Source organism: Pseudarthrobacter sp. NPDC092419, assembly GCF_044755045.1.
In the GTDB taxonomy this organism is placed as follows: domain Bacteria; phylum Actinomycetota; class Actinomycetes; order Actinomycetales; family Micrococcaceae; genus Arthrobacter.
This window is the reverse complement of sequence record NZ_JBIVQF010000006.1, coordinates 120,292-139,340: the sequence shown is the minus strand read 5'-3', so window position 1 is coordinate 139,340 and position 19,049 is coordinate 120,292. Positions and strand designations below refer to the sequence as shown.

20 protein-coding genes and 1 pseudogene are annotated in these 19,049 nt (G+C 68.2%); 4 read left to right on the top strand and 17 right to left on the bottom strand.

The genetic code is table 11. The features are described 5' to 3' along the window. Position 1 precedes the first annotated feature (1 nt). Entirely contained in the window at positions 2–1,441 is a 1,440-nt protein-coding gene (purB, locus tag ACIQC0_RS11390) for an adenylosuccinate lyase (RefSeq protein WP_400535002.1), read from the top strand. Positions 1,442–1,549: 108 nt separating this feature from the next. After that, complete coding sequence (locus tag ACIQC0_RS11385; RefSeq protein WP_400535000.1) at positions 1,550–2,224, top strand: histidine phosphatase family protein; 675 nt, start codon at positions 1,550–1,552, stop codon at positions 2,222–2,224. Here the strand turns inward: ACIQC0_RS11385 and ACIQC0_RS11380 are convergent. From ACIQC0_RS11380 to ACIQC0_RS11370, 3 genes are all read right to left on the bottom strand, one after another. Next, positions 2,221–3,132: a serine/threonine-protein kinase gene (locus ACIQC0_RS11380; RefSeq protein WP_400534998.1), complete on the bottom strand. Its 912-nt coding sequence runs from the start codon at positions 3,130–3,132 to the stop codon at positions 2,221–2,223. The genes ACIQC0_RS11385 and ACIQC0_RS11380 overlap by 4 nt on opposite strands. Continuing rightward, positions 3,129–3,413 carry a hypothetical protein gene (locus ACIQC0_RS11375; RefSeq protein WP_377216272.1) on the bottom strand — a complete coding sequence of 95 codons (285 nt, stop codon included), beginning with the start codon at positions 3,411–3,413 and terminating at the stop codon, positions 3,129–3,131. Before ACIQC0_RS11375 ends, ACIQC0_RS11380 begins: the two co-directional genes overlap by 4 nt. A gap of 74 nt (positions 3,414–3,487) precedes the next feature. Continuing rightward, the gene (locus tag ACIQC0_RS11370; RefSeq protein WP_377216273.1) at positions 3,488–3,991 is read right to left on the bottom strand and encodes a MarR family winged helix-turn-helix transcriptional regulator; all 504 of its coding nucleotides are present in this window, start codon (positions 3,989–3,991) and stop codon (positions 3,488–3,490) included. Positions 3,992–4,168: 177 nt separating this feature from the next. On the opposite strand from ACIQC0_RS11370, the gene ACIQC0_RS11365 reads away from it, so the two are divergent. Next, the gene (locus ACIQC0_RS11365) at positions 4,169–4,672 is read left to right on the top strand and encodes a GNAT family N-acetyltransferase (protein ID WP_400534995.1); all 504 of its coding nucleotides are present in this window, start codon (positions 4,169–4,171) and stop codon (positions 4,670–4,672) included. A 10-nt stretch (positions 4,673–4,682) separates the two neighbouring features. On the opposite strand, the pseudogene ACIQC0_RS11360 reads toward ACIQC0_RS11365, so the two are convergent. The 5 genes and pseudogenes from ACIQC0_RS11360 to ACIQC0_RS11340 form a co-directional block, all read right to left on the bottom strand. Continuing rightward, positions 4,683–5,039, bottom strand: a pseudogene (locus tag ACIQC0_RS11360) (FAD-dependent monooxygenase); the annotation flags it as partial. Between the two features lie 77 nt (positions 5,040–5,116). Continuing rightward, positions 5,117–6,037 (bottom strand): diacylglycerol/lipid kinase family protein, encoded by a 921-nt coding sequence (locus tag ACIQC0_RS11355; protein WP_400534993.1) that lies wholly within the window; start codon positions 6,035–6,037, stop codon positions 5,117–5,119. Between the two features lie 9 nt (positions 6,038–6,046). After that, the gene (locus ACIQC0_RS11350) at positions 6,047–7,420 is read right to left on the bottom strand and encodes an NAD(P)(+) transhydrogenase (Re/Si-specific) subunit beta (RefSeq protein ID WP_400534991.1); all 1,374 of its coding nucleotides are present in this window, start codon (positions 7,418–7,420) and stop codon (positions 6,047–6,049) included. Next, the gene (locus tag ACIQC0_RS11345) at positions 7,417–7,722 is read right to left on the bottom strand and encodes an NAD(P) transhydrogenase subunit alpha (protein WP_400534989.1); all 306 of its coding nucleotides are present in this window, start codon (positions 7,720–7,722) and stop codon (positions 7,417–7,419) included. The genes ACIQC0_RS11350 and ACIQC0_RS11345 overlap by 4 nt, the downstream gene beginning before the upstream one ends. Next, positions 7,722–8,891 (bottom strand): Re/Si-specific NAD(P)(+) transhydrogenase subunit alpha, encoded by a 1,170-nt coding sequence (locus ACIQC0_RS11340; RefSeq protein WP_400534987.1) that lies wholly within the window; start codon positions 8,889–8,891, stop codon positions 7,722–7,724. Before ACIQC0_RS11340 ends, ACIQC0_RS11345 begins: the two co-directional genes overlap by 1 nt. 175 nt (positions 8,892–9,066) lie before the next feature. On the opposite strand from ACIQC0_RS11340, the gene ACIQC0_RS11335 reads away from it, so the two are divergent. Beyond that, on the top strand, positions 9,067–11,502 hold the full coding sequence (locus ACIQC0_RS11335) for an EAL domain-containing protein (RefSeq protein WP_400534985.1): 2,436 nt from the start codon (positions 9,067–9,069) through the stop codon (positions 11,500–11,502). On the opposite strand, the gene ACIQC0_RS11330 is transcribed toward ACIQC0_RS11335, so the two are convergent. From ACIQC0_RS11330 to pcaH, 9 genes are read right to left on the bottom strand one after another with little or no spacing between them, the layout of a single operon-like run. After that, a complete protein-coding gene (locus tag ACIQC0_RS11330; protein WP_377216282.1) occupies positions 11,486–12,289 on the bottom strand; it encodes an IclR family transcriptional regulator C-terminal domain-containing protein in 804 nt (267 codons plus the stop codon). The two genes, ACIQC0_RS11335 and ACIQC0_RS11330, sit on opposite strands and share 17 nt — an antisense overlap. Before the next feature lie 31 nt (positions 12,290–12,320). Then, positions 12,321–13,010 carry a 3-oxoacid CoA-transferase subunit B gene (locus ACIQC0_RS11325; protein WP_400534983.1) on the bottom strand — a complete coding sequence of 230 codons (690 nt, stop codon included), beginning with the start codon at positions 13,008–13,010 and terminating at the stop codon, positions 12,321–12,323. Between the two features lies 1 nt (position 13,011). Then, a complete protein-coding gene (locus tag ACIQC0_RS11320) occupies positions 13,012–13,701 on the bottom strand; it encodes a 3-oxoacid CoA-transferase subunit A (protein ID WP_400534981.1) in 690 nt (229 codons plus the stop codon). Positions 13,702–13,703: 2 nt separating this feature from the next. Further along, positions 13,704–14,903: a thiolase family protein gene (locus ACIQC0_RS11315; RefSeq protein WP_400534979.1), complete on the bottom strand. Its 1,200-nt coding sequence runs from the start codon at positions 14,901–14,903 to the stop codon at positions 13,704–13,706. Then, the gene (gene pcaC, locus ACIQC0_RS11310; protein WP_400534977.1) at positions 14,900–15,328 is read right to left on the bottom strand and encodes a 4-carboxymuconolactone decarboxylase; all 429 of its coding nucleotides are present in this window, start codon (positions 15,326–15,328) and stop codon (positions 14,900–14,902) included. Before pcaC ends, ACIQC0_RS11315 begins: the two co-directional genes overlap by 4 nt. Beyond that, a complete protein-coding gene (locus ACIQC0_RS11305) occupies positions 15,325–16,143 on the bottom strand; it encodes an alpha/beta fold hydrolase (protein WP_400534975.1) in 819 nt (272 codons plus the stop codon). The genes pcaC and ACIQC0_RS11305 overlap by 4 nt, the downstream gene beginning before the upstream one ends. Next, on the bottom strand, positions 16,136–17,626 hold the full coding sequence (locus tag ACIQC0_RS11300; protein ID WP_400534973.1) for a lyase family protein: 1,491 nt from the start codon (positions 17,624–17,626) through the stop codon (positions 16,136–16,138). The genes ACIQC0_RS11305 and ACIQC0_RS11300 overlap by 8 nt, the downstream gene beginning before the upstream one ends. Then, a complete protein-coding gene (gene pcaG, locus ACIQC0_RS11295) occupies positions 17,623–18,177 on the bottom strand; it encodes a protocatechuate 3,4-dioxygenase subunit alpha (RefSeq protein WP_400534971.1) in 555 nt (184 codons plus the stop codon). The genes ACIQC0_RS11300 and pcaG overlap by 4 nt, the downstream gene beginning before the upstream one ends. Next, positions 18,170–19,039 carry a protocatechuate 3,4-dioxygenase subunit beta gene (gene pcaH / locus ACIQC0_RS11290; protein WP_400534969.1) on the bottom strand — a complete coding sequence of 290 codons (870 nt, stop codon included), beginning with the start codon at positions 19,037–19,039 and terminating at the stop codon, positions 18,170–18,172. The genes pcaG and pcaH overlap by 8 nt, the downstream gene beginning before the upstream one ends. Positions 19,040–19,049 lie beyond the last annotated feature (10 nt).

The following is a 19,049-nucleotide window of genomic DNA, read 5'->3' as shown; positions in this document are numbered from 1 at the left end:
CATGCCTCAAACTGCCGCCACCGACACCCGTACGCCCTCAGGACGCCTGGCCCTCGCCGCGTCCCCGGAACAAATCGCGCTGGGCCCGCTGGACGGCCGTTACCAGGCCGCCGTGGCGCCGCTGGTCGATTACCTGTCCGAGGCCGCCCTGAACCGGGACCGCGTGGCCGTCGAGGTCGAGTGGCTCATCCACCTGACCAGCAACAACGTCCTTCCCGGCGCCGGACCCCTGAGCGCGGAACAGCAGGAGCAGCTGCGTGCGATCGTCACCGAATTCGACGCCGCATCCGTGGCCGAACTCGCCGAAATTGAGGCCGTGACGGTCCACGACGTGAAGGCCGTGGAGTACTACATCGGCAGGCGACTTCCGGGCATCGGCATCGAAAATCTGACCGCCATGGTCCACTTCGGCTGCACCTCCGAGGACATCAACAACCTGTCCTACGCACTGGGCGTCAAGGGGGCTGTGGAGGACGTGTGGCTTCCGGCAGCCCGCAGTCTCGTGGCCCAGATCAGCAAGATGGCGGAGGACAACCGTTCAGTCCCGATGCTTTCCCGCACCCACGGCCAGCCCGCCACGCCCACCACGCTGGGCAAGGAACTGGCCGTCGTCGCGCACCGGCTGAACCGCCAGCTGGACCGGATCGCCAGGACTGAGTACCTGGGCAAGATCAACGGCGCCACCGGAACCTACGCCGCGCACGTCGCATCGGTCCCCACAGCCGACTGGCAGCAGGTTTCGAAGTCCTTCGTCGAGGGCCTCGGGCTCACCTGGAACCCGCTGACCACCCAGATCGAAAGCCACGACTGGCAGGCTGAGCTCTATGCAGACGTGGCGCGCTTCAACCGCATCCTGCACAACGTCTGCACGGACATCTGGAGCTACATTTCCATCGGCTACTTCGCGCAGATCCCGGTGGCGGGCGCCACGGGTTCTTCCACCATGCCGCACAAGGTGAACCCCATCCGCTTCGAGAACGCCGAAGCCAACCTGGAAATCTCCTCCGGCCTGCTGGACGTGCTGGGTTCCACCCTGGTCACCTCCCGCTGGCAGCGCGACCTCACGGACTCCTCCAGCCAACGCAACATCGGCGTGGCGTTCGGCCACTCCCTGCTGGCCATCTCCAACGTGGCCAAGGGCCTGGAGCGGCTGGACGTTGCGGAAGACGTCCTGGCCGGGGACCTGGATACCAACTGGGAAGTGCTGGGCGAGGCGATCCAGATGGTCATGCGCGCCGAGGCGATTGCCGGCGTCGAAGGCATGGAGAACCCGTACGAGCGCCTCAAGGACCTGACCCGCGGCCAGCGCGTGGACGCGGCCCGCATGCAGGAATTCGTCCAGGGCCTGGGCCTCTCGCCCGAGGCCGAGGCGCGCCTGCTGGCGCTCACCCCGGGCAAGTACACGGGCATCGCGGACCAGTTGGTGGACCACCTCAGGTAGGCGGCTGCCCGCACTACAGCGTACGACGGCGGCGCCGGGCTCTTCGGGGTCCGGCGCCTTCGTGTTGACGCGGCGAAGTTTGGGCAGGCCGGGTGCGAAACTGGGAGGATGAAGCTCCTCCTCATCCGGCACGGCCAGACCCCCGGCAATGTCCTGGGCCAGCTGGACACCGCCCATCCCGGCCCCGGACTGACCGAGCTCGGCGTGCGGCAGGCCGAGGCGATGGCGCGTTCCCTGGCGCACGAGCCGATTGGTGCCCTCTACTCCTCCACGCTGGTCCGGACGCGGATGACCGCTGCCCCGCTGGGCCGGCTGCACAATCTGGACGTTGAGGTACTGGAGGGCGTGCAGGAGATTGAAGCGGGCGCCCTGGAAATGCTGACGGACCATGAATCCATCCGCCGCTACCTGGGAACCGTGTTTTCCTGGGCCGCCGGCGAACTCGACCGCAGGATGCCTGCCGGGCCGGACGGCCACGAGTTCTTTGGCCGCTTCGATGCCGCCATTGCGCAGGTGGCCGAACGCGCGGCGGACCGGGAGGATGCCGCGGCCGCCGTGGTCAGCCACGGTGCGGCCATCCGCACGTGGGCCGGTAGCCGGGCCAGGGACGTGGACCACGAATTCGCCGCCCGGCACATTCTGGCCAACACCGGAATCGTGGCACTCGAAGGTGACCCTGACAGCGGCTGGAAGCTCATTCATTGGGATGGCAGTCCCGTCGGCGGACTCGCACTGGCCGACCCCACCGCCGAGGACCCGGCAGGGCGCGGTGCACGGCCCTAGCGACGCATAAGGCGCGCGGCCATCGCAGCGGCCTGTTCCGCCGTCGGCCGTTCCGCGCTGTCCATGGCCGTCAGGGAACGGAGGAATGACTGCCACTCCGGACCCAGCGAATCGGGGACGTGGGGGCTGCGGAAAGTCCGTGCCACGAGCGACTCCACGGCAGTTCCCGGGAAGGCCTTGTCGCCGGTGTGCAGTTCCAGGAGCACCAGGCCCATGGAGTAGATGTCCCACGAGGTCTGCGCCGCGCCGCCGGAGGCCTGTTCCGGGCTCATGTAGTGCACGGTCCCGGAGGAGATGCCGGGTTCCGGGGAGGCTCCCGCACGGGCGGTGATGCCGAAGTCGATGATCCGGACAGGACTGCGGCGAAGTCCGCTGAGCATCAGATTGGAGGGCTTGATGTCCCTGTGGACCAGCCCGTGGGAGTGCAGGTGGGCGAGCGCCTCGAACAGGCAGTACGCCCAGGCCGCCAGCTCTGCTTCCGGGCAGCGCCCCCGCGACACGACCCGGGACAGGTTCTCGCCGAGCGCAAGCTCTTCCACCAGGTAGGGGCGGCCGGCGTGGGTGCCGGGCTCCGGGGTGGTTCCGGAGGCGATGAAGCGGATGATGGAGGGGTGGTCCAGGGTGGCAAGCACCGCCGCTTCGTTCAGGATCACGTTGCGGTGCTTGGGCTCGACCGCCACCGCGATCTTCACGGCAGCATCCGGTCCCCCGGTCAGGTCCACGGCTCGGTAGACCTCGGCGGCAGAACCCCGGCCCACGCGTTCCCGCAATTCATAGCGGCCTGCGAGGATGGCGTCGTTCGCCTGCCCGCCGGCGTGCCTGCCGATGGGGGCAGGGGAGGTGGCCGGCGCAGCGGGGCTGCTGGGCGCGGCAGGGCTGCCGGGCATGGCGAGAGTCGGGGTGCTCACGCGCAGAGTGCGGATTCGTAGGGGGACGCGGGCTGCAGCAGCGACTCAGGCGCGGCGGCCCCAGCGTCCAGCTGAAAGCCGCAGCTGCAGCGCCACACCGGGGGAAGGTGGACGGGCACGCCATCTTCCGGTTCGAAGCTGTATTCCACGGCCTGCGGTCCGACGGCCGGAACCACCAGTTCCATGGGCTCGCCGCAGTGCATGGGGCCGGCGTCTGTCGTTGGCATGCCGGCGAAAGAATTCGACGGTGAAAACTCTGCGAAGGTAACCAAAATGCTCACGACTCCATCTGGATGTAAACTCAGGACTGATCGTAAGCATACATATTACTAGTCGCACTAGCTAGTCCGCCTAGCTACTTCTCCTCGGAAACTTCTTCCAGGGCCTTGGTCATGCGGCGGAGGAAGTCCACCACCACTCGAGCTTCATCAGCGCTAAGGCTCTCGGCAACGGCCATCATGCGGCGGTGCATGGCACCCAGCGTGACCCGCACTTCCTTGTCCGATTCCACCGTGGGGACCACCACTACCGAGCGACGGTCGGTGGGGTGTGCCTCACGCCGGACGTGGCCGCTGGCCACCAGCCGGTCAATCAGCGAAGTGGTGGAGGCGCTGGTGATGCCAAGGAACCGGCTAAGGTCCTTGGGGACCACGGACCGTCCGGACGCCTGGGCCCGAAGCAGGTAGCGGAGGGCCAGGATGTCGGTTTCGCCCATGCCCATGGAGTCGCGGGTGGACCGTCGCACGGCCGTTTCGGCGCTCCGGTAATCACGCAGGGACTTCAGGATCGCGGCACTGTTGTCCAGTTGCCCGCCCTGCCCGTACCAGTACCCCGAACCTTCATTCACCGATGCAGCCATGCAGAACATCTTAGGCCACCTGATAACTAGGCCACCGAGAAACTTGACTCGCGGCCACTTCCGAGCGACAGTTCGGGCTGCCCGGCCTGTTATCCCATCGCTTACGACCCAGTAACACCCGCGTAACCGGCCCCTCTTAGCCTTGGGATGCATACCCCTTCGGCGAATCGAGGCCCCATGCAGACAAACCCCAGACTCAACATCCGGCAGGTGGCCTGGGCCAACCCGGTGGGCGCGGATCTGCGCAGGGCACAGCAGGCGGAACTGGACGCCCGCTTCGGCACCCCTGACCACGAAGCCGGCACGCCGCCGTCGGCCGCCGACTGTGCAGTCTTCCTGGTGGCTTACGACAAAGGCTCCGGACAGCCCGTGGGCTGCGGCGGACTCCGGCTGCTGGATCAGGCGACGGCGGAGATCAAGCGGCTCTACGTGGTGCCCTACACCCGCGGCTCAGGTGTTGCCGGCTCCATCCTGGCAGCGCTGGAGGCAGAGGCGTTCCGGCAGGGCATCACGCGCATCTTGGCCGAGGCCGGGTCTGCCCAGCCGGACGGGCGCAACTTCTACGCCAGCTCCGGCTTTGACCCCGTACCCAACTTCGGACCCTATATCGGCATGGAACACTCCGCCTGCTACGCCAAGAGCATCGACTGCCACAGCGCGGCACACACGGCCATGGCTTAAGCCAACCCGTTTACTGGGCGCCCGGCCAACCGGTGTAGGCCTCGGCAAGGTAGGCCCTGCCGTGGCGGGAGGACACCACCGAGTGCAGCTCTCCCAGCTGTCGGGCGCGGGAAAAGTCATCCGCGTCGGCCGGAGTGTGCAGCATGGTGGTCATCCAGTAGGAGAACTGCTGCGCCTTCCAGACCCGCTCCAGGGCCCGGTCGCTATAAGTCTCCAGGAGGCGGCCGGAGCCGGCGTGGTAGTGGCTGTCGAGTCCCTCGAACAGGACCTTGACGTCGTGGATGGCGAGGTTCAGGCCCTTGGCGCCGGTGGGCGGAACAGTGTGGGCGGCGTCCCCGGCCAGGAAGAGGTTGCCGTAGCGCATGGGGGGCGGAGATGAGTCGTACGATCCTGTCCACCACTGAGTCGCCGGAGGGTGAATTCGCCACGGCGCGCCGGTACCGGCTACATGCGGAGGGTCAGCGCGCCGGGGTCCATGGTCATCAGGACGTGCTTACCTTCCCCCTCGTGGTCCCCGTCCAACTGATAGTCGTCGTTGTGTTCAAGGGTGATTTCCACGGACTTGCCCTGGAAGTACTCCACGGACGTGTCGCGGTTGCGTCCCTTGCCCATGATCCCGGCCAGCACGGACAGCCAGCCCAGTTTGCCGTTGTGGGGGGCGAGGACAGCGACATCCAGCAGGCCGTCGTCGATCTTGGCATCCGGGAAGATCTCCAGGCCGCCCTGGACCTTGCCACAGTTGCCCACCATCACGCTGCGGACTCCCCGCCGCACCACGGTCCTGCCGTCGATGACCACGGCCGCCTTCACCGGCTTGCCTGGCAGGTTACGGATCCCCGCATCGACGTAGGCCAGCCAGCCCACCTTGTCCTTGAGGTCCTCGTTGGTGTCCGCCATGATCGTGGCGTCGTACCCCACGCCTGCCATCACCAGGAACATCTGTTCCTGGTCCGGGTCGCTGCGACGGGCCCGGACGACGTCGATTTTACGTTCGGTGCCGGTCAGCGCGCCGGCCATGGCGCCGTCGTAATCCGTCACATCCATGCCCAGGTTCCGGGCCAGCAGGTTGCCGGTGCCCAGCGGAAGCAGGCCCATCGGGGTGTCCCCGCCGGCGAGTACCTCGGCCACGCACCGCACGGTGCCGTCACCGCCGGCAGCAATCACCAGGTCCGCCCCCTGGGCCAGCGCCTCCTTGGCCTGGCCGACACCCGGATCCTCCTTGGTGGTCTCCAACCAGATGGCCTCGCCCCACCCGTTCTCCACACAGTGCTTGGCCACCAGCCCGCGCACGTCGATGTCCACCGGCTTGGCCGGATTGACGATGATGGCAGCGCGCCGGGGCGATGTGGAGTTCGTGGCAGTCATGGCGCCAGCCTACAGTGCCTTGACCGCCCCCAGGACCTGGGCCAGCGAGTCCTTGGCGTCCCCGAAGAGCAGGGACGTCTGCGGCTCGTACAGCAGCTCATTCTCGACTCCGGCGAAGCCCGGCCGCATGGAGCGTTTGAGGAACACCACCTGCCGGGCCTCCGCCACCTCCAGGATGGGCATACCGTAGATCGGCGAGCTGGAAGACGTCTTGGCCGCCGGGTTAACCACGTCGTTGGCACCTACCACCAGTGCCACGTCCGCGGTCTTGAAGGCCGGGTTAATCTCCCCCATTTCCTTCAGGGACTCGTACGGCACATTGGCCTCGGCCAACAGCACGTTCATGTGCCCGGGCATGCGGCCCGCCACCGGATGGATGGCAAAGTCCACCTCGATGCCCCGCGCCTCCAGCGCCTGCGCCAGTTCCGCCGCCGTATGCTGCCCCTGCGCCACCGCCAGGCCGTACCCCGGCACGATGATCACCCGCTGCGCGTAACCCAGCAGCACCGCAACATCCTCCGCGCTGGAGGACCTGACGGGACGGTCGCTCACGGCGGTGGATCCCGCCGTCGAACCGCCACGGAAGGCCCCGAACAGGATGCCCGCAACGCTGCGTCCCATCGCCGCGGCCATGGCCCGGGTGAGGATGGTACCCGAGGCGCCCACCAGCGTGCCGGCCACCACGAGGAGGACGTTGCCGAGCACGACGCCGGACGCCGCGACGGCCAGGCCGGTGAATGCGTTCAGCAGCGAGATGACAATGGGAACGTCCGCACCGCCCACGGGGAGCACCAGCAGGACGCCGGCAGCCAGGCCCAGGAGCAGCAGGCCCACCGCGAGCGCCAGGGATCCCGTCATGATGATTCCGACGGCGGAGCCCACCGCGGCGAGCAGCACCAGCGCCATCACCACGGGAAGGCCGGGGAAAACGACGGGGCGGGTGGTCATCAGTTCCTGCAGCTTGGCGAACGTGACGCCGGAGCCGGCGAAGGACACGGCGCCCACCAGCAGTGTGAAGACGATGGCCAGGCGCACCCAGGGATTGTCCGTGTGGGCCAGCTCCAGCAGGGCCACCAGCGCTGCCGCACCGCCGCCCACGCCATTGAACAGCGCAACAAGCTGGGGCATCTGGGTCATCTTCACCCGGCGCGCAACGGGTGCTGCCACTGCACTTCCCAGGGCGATGGCCGCCAGGATCCACGGAATGTTGTCCAACCGGGCGGACAGGAACACCGTCACCACGCCGAGCACGGCGCCGAGGGCGCCTACCAGGTTTCCGCGGCGGGCGGTACGCGGCGAGCTGAGGCCCCGCAGCGCCAGGATGAAGAAGACGGCGGCAACGAGGTACAGGAGCGAGGTCCACACCGGGTCCAGGATGCTCATTCGCTGTCCCCCTTCGGTGTGGCTGATTGCCTGGTCCGGAACATGTGCAGCATCCGGTCCGTGACCACGAACCCGCCCACCAGGTTGGCTGTTGCCAGAACCACGGCCAGCAGCGCCACCCCCAGGACCCAGAGGTCCGTTGCCTGGCCGGCCACGATGATGGCGCCCACCAGGATGATGCCGTGGATGGCGTTGGCGCCTGACATCAACGGTGTGTGCAGGGTGCTGGAGACCTTGGACACCACCTCAAAACCCACAAAGACCGCCAGGACCGTAATAGTCAGCAGGCTCATCCCGTCCATCACTGCACCCCTTCCTGCCGGGTCTCGAGGCGCGGCGCCAACAGCTCGGCGGTGGGCTGGTGCCGCACCGCGCCGCCGTGGGTAAGACACGCGCCAGCTACCACGTCGTCGTCGAAATCCAGTGTTAGCGAGCCATCCCTGACCAGCAGGGCCAGCAGGTTGGCAACGTTCTTGGCATACAACCGGGAGGCGTCCGAGGCCATGGCCGACGCCGGGTCCTTCAGGCCCACCAGGGTGACGTAGCCGGAGCCGTCCGCGGTGGGGACCAGGATGTCCTGCCCGGGCACGGAACCTTCCACGTTGCCGCCGGACTCCGCGGCGAGGTCGATGACAACCGATCCCGGGCGCATGCCCTGTAGCATTTCGCGCGTCACGAGGCGGGGCGCCGGGCGGCCGGGGACTGCCGCCGTCGTAATCAATACGTCCGACTGCGCCACGTGCGGTGCCAGCAGCTGGCGCTGTCGGGTGCCGGCGTCGGAACTCAACTGGCGGGCGTACCCGCCGGCCGCCTCCGCAGTCTCCAGGTCGAGCCGGATGAAGGTGCCGCCCATGGACGCGACCTCGTCGGCGGAGGCGGGCCGGATGTCGTTGGCGAAGACTCGGGCGCCCAGCCGTTTGGCCGTGCCGATCGCCTGGAGGCCGGCCACCCCGGCGCCGAGGACCAGGACCCGCGCCGGGGGAACCGTGCCGGCGGCGGTCATGTAGAGCGGGAAGAAGCGGGGCAGGCGGATCGCCGCCTCAAGGACGCAGCGGTAGCCGGCCACCAGCGCCTGGGAGCTGAGCGCGTCCATCGACTGCGCCCGGGAAATGCGCGGTACCAGCTCCAGCGCGAAGGACGTGGCGCCGGCGTCCGCGAGCGCCTGCACCGTGGGAAGCGAGGACGACGGCGACGCGAGGCCTACCGTCACGGCGCCCGGTTTCAGCGCGGCGGCTTCGCCCGGATCCAGCGGGCGGACGTGGGCCAGGATGTCCAGGGCGCCCGGCTCCAGTTCGTCGACCACCTCCGCGCCGGCCTGGCGGTAGTCCTGGTCCGGATGCCCGGCGAACTCGCCCGCGCCGGCCTCGACGACGACGTCCAGGCCCAGCCCGGCCAGCTGCTTAACCGTCTCCGGAGTGGCGGCGACGCGCCGTTCCCCGTCCGTGCGTTCCCGCGGTATGCCCAGTTTCACCCGCGACTCCCTTCCTGCTGCACATGTCCTGCTGCATCCGGCACAAGATCCGCGGGCGGCGCCACTGCAGCACGCGGTTGGCTAGAGTCTATGGCTCCCCGCCCCTTGCCGGGAGTAACGTACTACCAACGCGCCGTCGCCCGGGGCGGCCAGCTCGTGGGGGAGGAAATGCCGGATGGCACAAAGCCATGACGACCTGCTGCGTCAGGCCCGGCTGCTGGAGAAAATCGGGCAGTCGGTCATAGCGCTGGATGCCGGGTACCGAATTTGCTACTGGAATCCGGCGTCGGAGCGCCTTTACGGCTTTCCGGCCGACGAAGTCCTGGGGGCCGGCATCAACGACTTGGGCATTATCGACCGCACCGATGCCCGGACCGCGGAAATTGCCGCCATGGTGCGGTCCGGACTGGAGTGGTCCGGCGAGTGCTGGGTCAGGCACCGCGACGGGCACGGCTTCCCCATCCACGCCACCATTTCCATGCTCGACGACGGCCTGCCGGGCGACTGGTCGCTGGTGATCATTTCCAAGGACATCTCACAACGCAAGCACCGGGAAGCGGTCCTCCGTCGAATGGCGGCGCTGGTGGAATCCTCAGGAGACGCCATCATCGGTACAGACCTGAAGGGGAAGGTCACCAGCTGGAATACTGGGGCCGCCCGGATGTTCGGCTGGACGGCGGTCGAGGCGACGGGGAGAGATCACAGGCTGATGACCGGCTCTGCGGAGGATGGGGCCGGCAACGGCGTCCTGGCCTTTTTCGACCGCAACAGCCACACCCAGGGGATCGAGGCCAGGTGGCAGCGCAAGGACGGGTCACCGATCGACGTTTCCCTGACGGTCTCGCCGGTCCACGATGAGGACGGGTTCCGGGTGGGATCGTCTGTCATTGCCCGCGACGTGACGGCGCTGAAGCGGCTTCGGATGGAAGCGGACACTGAACGGGAGCGGCTCCTCGCTGCCCAGGAACTGGCCCACGTGGGAACGGTCGAATACAACTACGGATCGGGAACGTGGTGGCATTCCCGGGAGTATGCACGGATGATCGGTCTCGGCCCGGGCGAGAAGGCTTCACGGGAAAAGATCCGCTCCCTCGCTCATCCCCAGGACCGGGCCCTGCTGGAGTCGGTTTTCGACCGCTTCAATAATGGGGAACGCCACGCTGAATACGAATTCAGGATCGTCCGCGGGGGCGGAGAAATCCGCTGGCTGCAGTGCGTAGCCCGGATCGCCGAGGGGCCGGATGGACGCCCTGCCCGGCTCCTGGTCACTGCCATGGACATCACCGGACAAAAGCGGGCGCAGGAGGTCCTGGAACACCAGGCCTTCCACGATGCCCTCACCGGGCTGCCCAATCGGTACATGCTCGCCAACGTCCTGCAAGGCCTCCTTGACCGGGGTCGCCCACGGGTGGTGGTGATGTTCGTGGACGTTGACCGGTTCAAGCTGGTGAACGACGGAATCGGCCACGGTGCAGGAGACAGCATCCTCCTCCAGCTGGGCGAACGTATCAGGGCCAACGTCCGCGGCACGGACACCGTGGGCCGGTTCGGCGGCGACGAATTCATCGTTATTTGCGAAGACCTGGGCGTGGACCAGTCCTTGGGGATGGCAGAAAGGATCCGCGCAGCCACGCGGGAAGGCTTCGAACTCCAGGGCCGCAAGATCTACCTCAACGTCAGCATCGGCATAGCCCGCGCGGAACCTGGCGATACCGCCGAAACGCTGCTTAGCAGCGCCGATACCGCCATGTATGCCGCGAAGGCCGCAGGAGGCGACCGGGCTGAAATCTTTGACCTGGAACCACAGAACGGCGGCATCAGGCGGCTGGACCTTGAGTCCGGCCTGCGCCAGGCGCTGGAACGGAACGAACTGACCGTCGTCTACCAGCCCATCGTGGACTTGGCTACGGAGCAGCCCGTGGGCATGGAAGCCCTCCTGCGCTGGCGGCACGCCCTTCATGGGCCCATCGACCCGCAGACGTTCATCCCGGTTGCGGAGGAGACCGGGCTGATTGTTCCGATCGGCGAGTGGATCCTGCGCCGGGCACTCGGCCAGGCTGCGACATGGCGCCGGACCGTTCCCGGAGCGGAAAACCTGGGCATCAGCGTGAACATCTCGGTCCGCCAGCTCGCGGTCCCGGACTTCCCGGAGAGGGTGCGCCAAGCCGTCGGGGAGGCGGGCATCGATCCGGGCTCCATCAGCCTGGAAATCACGGAAAGCGTGCTCATGGAACAGGCACAGCTGCCCATGGAGGCGCTGCGGGAGCTCCACAGGCAGGGGATCCGGCTTTCCATCGACGATTTCGGGACCGGCTACTCGTCCCTGAGCTACCTGCGCTGGCTCTTTGCCCGAGTGCTTAAGATCGACAAGGCCTTCGTGGACGAACTCGGCGAGAATCCCCAGGGCGCCACCCTCATCGAACTGATCCTGGGTACGGCGCGCAGCTACGGACTGGATGTGATCGCCGAGGGCGTCGAAACTCCAGCGCAGGTGTCCGAGCTCCGGCGGCTGGGGGTGCCGAACGCCCAGGGTTACCATTGGCAGAGACCCATGCCGGCGGAGGAGGTTCCGACGTGGCTCCTCGGGCGGAAGGTCAGCCGCGGGCCGTGAGGTCCGCCGAAATCAGCTTGGCCGTGGCCACGGTTTCCTGCGCCACGGAGGCCAGGTAGGCGTCAGGCTCCGGCTGCGCCGCCACGGACTGCGCCTGCAGGGACACGTTCACCGCCGCCACCACCTTGGATCCGTCAAACACCGGCGCCGCCACGGACATGAGCCCGAGTTCCAGCTCCTGGTCCAGCACGCACCAGCCCTGCGCGCGGACGGTATCCAGGACGGCGAGCAGTTCGGGGACGGTTCCCAGCGCACGCGGCGTGAGGGGTTTGAGGTCCGCTGCTTCAAGGTAGGCAGCCAGTGCCTCCGGCGGCAGGTTCGCCAGCAATACCCGGCCCATCGACGTGGCATACGCCGGGAAGCGGGTCCCCACGGTGATGCCGATGTTCATGATCCGCCGCGTGGTCACCCGCGCAATGTAGGCGATGTCGGTGCCGTCCAGCACGGCCGCGGAGGTGGACTCCCCCAGTTTCAGGGACAGTTCCTCCAGGTGCGGTTGCGCCAGCTGCGGCAGTGAAAGCCCGGACAGGTACGCATAGCCCAGCTGCAGGACCCTGGCCGTCAGCGCGAACGTCTTGCCGTCCGTCCGCACGTAGCCGAGCTCCACCAGGGTGTGCAGGAAGCGACGCGCAGTGGCACGCGTCAGTCCGGTCCGCGCCGCCACTTCAGTGAGCGTCATGACCGGGTGTTCGGCCCCGAACGCGCGGATCACCGCCAGGCCGCGCGCCAGCGACTGGACGTACTGGTCGCTGGCCTGCGGGGTTCCTGGACGGGCAGCGTCGGTCATGGTTACCAATCCTAGGCCCCGGCGCCTTTCCTTAACGTCCGACGGCGGCGGCGGGCTTCAGCGGTACAGGCACCAGTTCCTGGAGTTCTTCGAGGGTGCAGCCGAAGGTTTCGCGGACGGTGACGCCCTCGGGGCCGGTGAGGAAGACGGCCTTGTCCGTGTAGACGCGGGTGACGCAGCCGACGCCGGTCAGCGGGTAGGTGCAGGCTTCCACGATCTTCGAGGCGCCTTCCCGGGTCAGGAGGGTCATCATCACGAAGACGTCCTTGGCGCCGGTGGCCAGGTCCATGGCCCCGCCGACGGCCGGGATGGCGCCGGGTGCGCCGGTGTGCCAGTTGGCGAGGTCGCCGGTGACGGAGACCTGGAATGCGCCCAGGACGCAGATATCCAGGTGCCCGCCGCGCATCATCGCGAACGAGTCCGCGTGGTGGAAGTACGAGGCGCCCGGGAGTTCGGTGACCGGAATCTTGCCGGCGTTGATGAGATCGCCGTCGATCTCCTCGCCCTTGGCCTCGGGGCCCATGCCGAGCATCCCGTTCTCCGTGTGGAGCGTGATGTTCTGTTCCTCGGTGAGGAAGTTGGACACCAGGGTGGGCTGGCCGATGCCGAGGTTCACGAACGAGCCCGGGGCGATGTCACGGGCCACCAGGCGGGCCAGGTCGTCACGGCCCAGCGGGGTAACGGAGGTCTGGAGGGACAGTTTGTTGGACTGGATGGTCATTTCAGGCCACCTTTTCTGCCGTGGCGCCGCTGCCGGCCACCTGGACGATGGTGTTGACGTAAATCCCCGGGGTGACCACGTTTTCCGGGTCCAGCGCCCCGGTGGGCACGATTTCGGAAACCTGCACGATGGTGTGCTTCGCGGCGGCGGCCATGATCGGGCCGAAGTTCCGGGCGGTCTTGCGGTACACCAGGTTGCCCTTGCCGTCCGCCTTGAGCGCCTTGATCAGGGCGACATCGGCGTGGATGGGCGTCTCGAACACCTGGCCCCGGCCGTCGATGATGCGGGTTTCCTTGCCCTCGGCAAGCATCGTGCCGTAGCCGGTGGGCGTGAAGAACCCGCCGATCCCGGCACCGGCGGCGCGGATCCGCTCCGCCAGGTTGCCCTGCGGCACCAGCTCCAGCTCAATCTGCCCCGCCTTGTACTTGGCGTCGAAGTGCCAGGAGTCGGACTGCCGCGGGAAGGAGCAGATCATCTTCTTCACCCGGCCCTCCTTGATGAGCAGCGCCAGGCCCTGGTCCCCCTGGCCGGCGTTGTTGTTGACGACGGTCAGGTCCGTGGCGCCGCAGTCCATCAGCGCGTCGATCAGCTCGAACGGCTGCCCGGCGTTGCCGAACCCCCCGATCATCACGGTGGAGCCGTCCTTGATCCCGGCCACGGCCTCGCCAACAGTGTCAATGAAATTCAGCATCTTTAGCCCTTCACTCCGGCAGTTACGTTTTCGAGGACGACGGCCAGGCCCTGGCCCACGCCAATGCAAATGGCCGCGACACCCCAGCGTTCCCCGGAGGCCTGCAGCGAGCGGGCCAGGGTACCCAGGATCCGGGTCCCGGACGCACCCAGCGGGTGGCCCATGGCGATCGCGCCGCCGTGCCGGTTCACGATCGAGTGGTCGATGCCCCAGGCGTTGAGGCAGGCCAGGGACTGCGCGGCAAACGCTTCGTTAAGTTCGACGGCGCCCACCTGGTCCCAGCCGATGCCCGCCTTTGCGAGGGCCTTGTTCGCCGCCTCCACCGGGGCGAAACCGAAATACTGCGGATCGTTCGCGTGCGCTCCACGGCCAGCGATCCGGGCGAGCGGGTCCAGCCCGAGCACCCCGGCGGCAGCCTCGGATCCAATCCAGGCCGCGGAGGCGCCGTCGGACAGCGGGGACGCGTTGCCCGCGGTGACGGTGCCGTTTTCCGCGCGGAACACGGTCTTGAGGCCAGCAAGCTTCTCCGCAGAGGAACCGGGGCGGATGCCCTCGTCCCGCACCAGGTCCGTGCCCGGCACCGGAGCCACAAGGTTGTCATAGAACCCCTCGTCCCAGGCGGCGGCGGAGAGGCTGTGGGAGTTGGCGGCGAATTCGTCCTGGGCCTCGCGGGTGACGCCGTACTTTTCGCGGAGCCGCTCGGTGGCCTCGCCCAGGGAGATGGTCCAGTCCTGGGGCATCGCCTTGTTCACCAGGCGCCAGCCTAAAGTGGTGGAGGCCAGTGTCATGTCCCCGGCCGGGTAGGGCTTCTCCGTCTTGGGCAGCACCCAGGGCGCGCGGGACATCGATTCGGCGCCGCCCACCAGCATCAGGTCCGCGTCGCCCGCATTGATCTGGCGGGACGCGATGATGGCAGCGTCCAGCGAAGAGCCGCAGAGCCTGTTGACCGTGGTCCCGGGAATGGAGACCGGCAGTCCGGCCAGGAGCGTCCCCATGCGGGCGATGTTGCGGTTCTCCTCGCCGGCGCCGTTGGCGTTGCCGAAGACCACTTCATCGATCCGCTCCGGGTCCAGTGCGGGGGCGCGCTTCACGGACTCTTTGATCACGTGCGCGGCCAGGTCGTCCGGGCGGACCGCAGCCAGTCCGGAGCCGAACTTGCCGAACGGGGTGCGCACGGCGTCGTACACAAAAGCCTGGTTCATGGGGTGGTGTCCATTTCTCGAAACACTTGCTGGGCGGTTTTGAAGGCGGTGTTGGCTGAGGGGACGCCGCAGTAGATGGCGGTCTGGAGGAGGATTTCCTTGATCTCGTCCCGGGTCAGGCCGTTGCGGAGTGCTGCGCGGACGTGCATGGCCAGCTCTTCCCAGTGCCCGTGCGCCACCATGGCCGTCAGGGTCACGGCGGAGCGCATCTGGCGGGACAGTCCGGGCCGGGTCCAGATTCCGCCCCAGGCGATCCTGGTGATCATGTCCTGGAAGTCCTCGGTGAACCCGTCCTTGCTGGCGTTGGCCCGGTCAACGTGGGCGTCGCCCAGCACTTCGCGCCTGACGGCCATGCCGCCGTCGTAAATTTCCTGACTGGTGGCCTCCGGCTGTACGACACCGTGGCGCGGGTCGCCGGCGCTCATGCCTGTTCTCCGTTCGTTTCGGCCCAGGAAATGAGGCTGCGCATCAGGTCCGCAACGTGCGCCGGTGCCTCTGCCGGGGCAAGGTGCGCCACGCCCTCAAGGCTCACGGCCGTGGCGGTGCCGCCGCCCGCGGTGATTCCGGACGCCATCTCTTCAGCCATCGACGGCGGCGCCACCCCGTCCAGGGCGCCGGCAATGATCTGCGTGGGGACGCGGATGCTGCCCAGTTCGCTGCGCACGTCAAAGGCTGCCAGGGCCTCGCAGCAGAACGAGTAGCTGAAACGATCGGCGTCGCGCAGGGAATGCAGGAGGCGGCTGCTGAAGTCCGGCTCGCGGTCCATGAAACCGGGGGCGAACCAGCGCTCGGCGGAACCTTGGATCATCACGGCCGTCCCCTGCGTACGTACGGTTTCGGCGCGTTCGAGCCAGGCCTCCGGGGTGCCGATTTTGGCTCCGCTGCACTGCACGGACAGGCTCCTGAGGCGTTCCCCGTGCTTGATGCCCAGCTGCAGGCCGGTGGCCCCGCCCAGGGAGACGCCGGCGTAGTGGAAGTCCGCACCCGGTGCGATGGAATCCACCAGGTCCACCACGGCACCGGCCAGGTCGGCGACGTCGAAGGTCTCGGCCGCGGCAGGCGAGACACCGTGGCCGGGCAGGTCCCACGCGACCACGTCGTAGTCGTTGCCCAGCAGGGAGGCAGCCCGGTTCCACAGGAGGGTGGACGTGCCCAGGGATGGGCCAACCACCAGCAGGGGGTGCTCACCGAGGGGGCGCTGGGGAGACAGCAGGGCGGCTTTCAGTGCGGGCTTAACCACGGTTGGCTCCGTTCGGGTCGGTGCTGGATGGGGCAAAGTCGGGATAGGCGGCCAGGATGCGCCGCGCGATCTCCGGCGACTGGCCAAGGTAGCTGGCCGGATCCAGGAGTTCGGCGAGCCGCAGGTCCGTGAGGGTGCCGGCCGGGACGGCGTCGCGCAGCAGCCTGCGGTAGGTAACCGGCTGCTCTGCGGGCGGGGCTTCCAGGGTCCGGTCGACCACGGCCTGGAGCTGCTGCCTGCCGTTCAGGCCGTCCCGTTCCGGAAGCAGCGGGGCCACGGCCGCGCTCACGCCTTCGGCCAGCAGCAGCGGCCCGGCCAGGTCCAGGTTGCGGCGCATGGCGTCCGAAAACACCCGCAGGCCTTCGGCCAGTTCCCGGGCGTGGCCTGCAGCGCCCAGCGTCAACGCCAGCAGCTGCCGGAGTGCGGGCCATTCGGTGTGCCAGGCACCGTCGGGGCGCTCGTCGTTGAAGTTCGCGGCGGCAAGGTGCAGCTGGGCGGCCAGCCCGGGGGCCTGCAGCGCCGCGCTGCGGACCAGGACGGACAGGACCGGGTTCTGCTTCTGCGGCATTGCGGAGGACACGCCTCGGCCGGCAGCCCGCGGCTCCGCCACCTCGGCCACCTCGGGCCGGCTCAGGAAGAGCACGTCCGCGGCGATCTTGCCGAGCGCGTCCAGCACGGAGGCCAGGGCGTGGCCAAGTGCGGTGACGGGCAGCCGGTTGGTGTGCCACGGTCCCGGCGCGGGCGCCAGGCCCAGCTGTGCAGCCAGTCCGTCGGCCAGGCTGAACGGGGTGGCCGGGTTGAACGGCGTGGCCGCAGAGTCCGCGGTGAGGACCGTCGCGGCGGCGAGCGTCCCGGCCGCGCCGCCGGACTGCACGGGAAACTGCAGCCCGGCGAGCTGACGACCGGCGGCGGCCACGCCGTGGAACCACTGCGCAGCCCGCAGCCCGAAGGTGTAGGGCAGGGAATGCTGGGTCAGGCTCCTGCCGACGCACAGCGTGTCCGCATGCTGCCCGGCCAGGGCGGCGAGCGCCGCCGTCGTGCCTTTGAGGTCCCCCAGCACCGCCTCCACGGTGTTCCGGGCCAGCAGCATGAGTGCCGTGTCCAGGACATCCTGGCTGGTCAGCGACGTGTGCACGGCCTTCGCTGCCCCAATGCCCGCATGGTCCAGCGCGGCCACGTTCTTCCGCAGGTCTGCCAGCAGCGGGATGACGGGGTTGCCCCCGCCCTGTGCGCGCCGGGCGATATCCGCTGCGTCGTAGCGGCCGGGTTCAGCGGCTGTGCTGACGACGGCGGCAGAACCGGCAGGGGCCAGGCCCGCCTTTTCGAGGACGGCAGCCCAGCCGGACTCGACGGCGAGGATCGCCGCGAGTACCGCGCCGTCGCCTGTCAGCGCCGCCACCACGGGTGAGGCGGAGACGGGACTGAGCAGGCCGGCGTCGAACGTTCCCGGAAAGGCGCCACCCGCGCCGGCTGACTGGCTCACTGGAAGTCCAGGAAGACTGTTTCGCCCTCGCCCTGCAGGCGGATGTCCCAGGTGAGGCCGCCGTCGGCGCCGCGGCGCGCAATCAGCGTGCTGCGCCGCTCCGGCTCCAGCGATGAGAGCAGCGGGTCCTTAGCCAGGGCGGCCTGGTCCTCCGGCAGGTACACCCTGGTGAACAGGCGGTTCATCAGGCCGCGGGCAAAGACGGCCACCGAGATGAACGGCGCCGCGCCCGGCTCGGTAGGGCCGGGGTTGACCGTAGTGAAGGTGAACTGTCCCGTGTTGCCCACGGCAGAACGGCCCCAGCCGGTGAACGTGTAACCGTCGCGAACCAGGGAACCGGTGCGCTGGACCACCTTGCCCTCGGCGTCCGGCTGCCAAATTTCCAGGATGGCGTCCGGGATGGGCTGGCCGGCGCCGTCATACACGGTGCCCTGGAGGCTGATGGAGCCGGGCGAACCGGCCGCCAGCAGTTCGCTGTCCTTGGCGAATGGCAGCGCGTAGCCGTAGAAGGGGCCCACGGTCTGGCCGGGGGTGGGGACGAGCTTATTCATGGTCATCTCCGTCTGCTCCCATCGCTTCATTCTCGGTCCAGGTCCGCTTGGGGCCGGTCAGGACGATGTCCCAGTTGTAGCCCAGCGCCCACTCGGGGCTGGTGAGGCTGTGGTCGTAGCTGGCCACCAGCCGGTCGCGCGCGTCCTGGTCCACGATGGACTGGTAGATGGGGTCCAGCGGGAACAGCTGGTCCCCCGGGAAGTACATCTGGGTCACGATGCGCTGGGTGAACTCGGTGCCGAATAACGAGAAGTGGATGTGCGCCGGACGCCACGCGTTCAGGTGGTTCTTCCACGGGTAGGCGCCGGGCTTGATGGTGGTGAACCGGTAGGAGCCGTCCGGGCCGGTGATGCAGCGGCCCACGCCGGTGAAGTTGGGGTCCAGCGGCGCCGGGTGCTGGTCGCGCTTGTGGATGTAGCGGCCCGCGGAGTTGGCCTGCCAGATCTCCACCAGCTGACCGGCCACCGGGCGGCCGTCGCCGTCCAGGACGCGGCCGGTGACAATGATCCTTTCGCCCAGTGGTTCACCGTTGTGCTGGATGGTCAGGTCCGATTCCAGCGCATGCACGTCCTGGTGGCCGAAGGCCGGGGAGTACAGCTCGATGGTCTCCGGGTCCGCATGGTGCAGGCTCTTGGTGGGGTGCCGCAGGATGCTGCTGCGGTAGGGGGCGTAGTCCAGCCGTGGCTGCGTCTCCACGGCAGCTCCGTCCTTGACGGCCCGGGCGTACGCTTCGCCGAGGGCGGCCATCTCGGCGCTGAGGTCCGCCTGACTCTCTGCGGCGGCGTCGAGGGGTGCGTGGCCTGCCTTGGGTTCGGCGGGAGGCACGAGCTCCTCTGATTCGGCGTTGGTCTCTTCCGGCACGGCTGGCTCC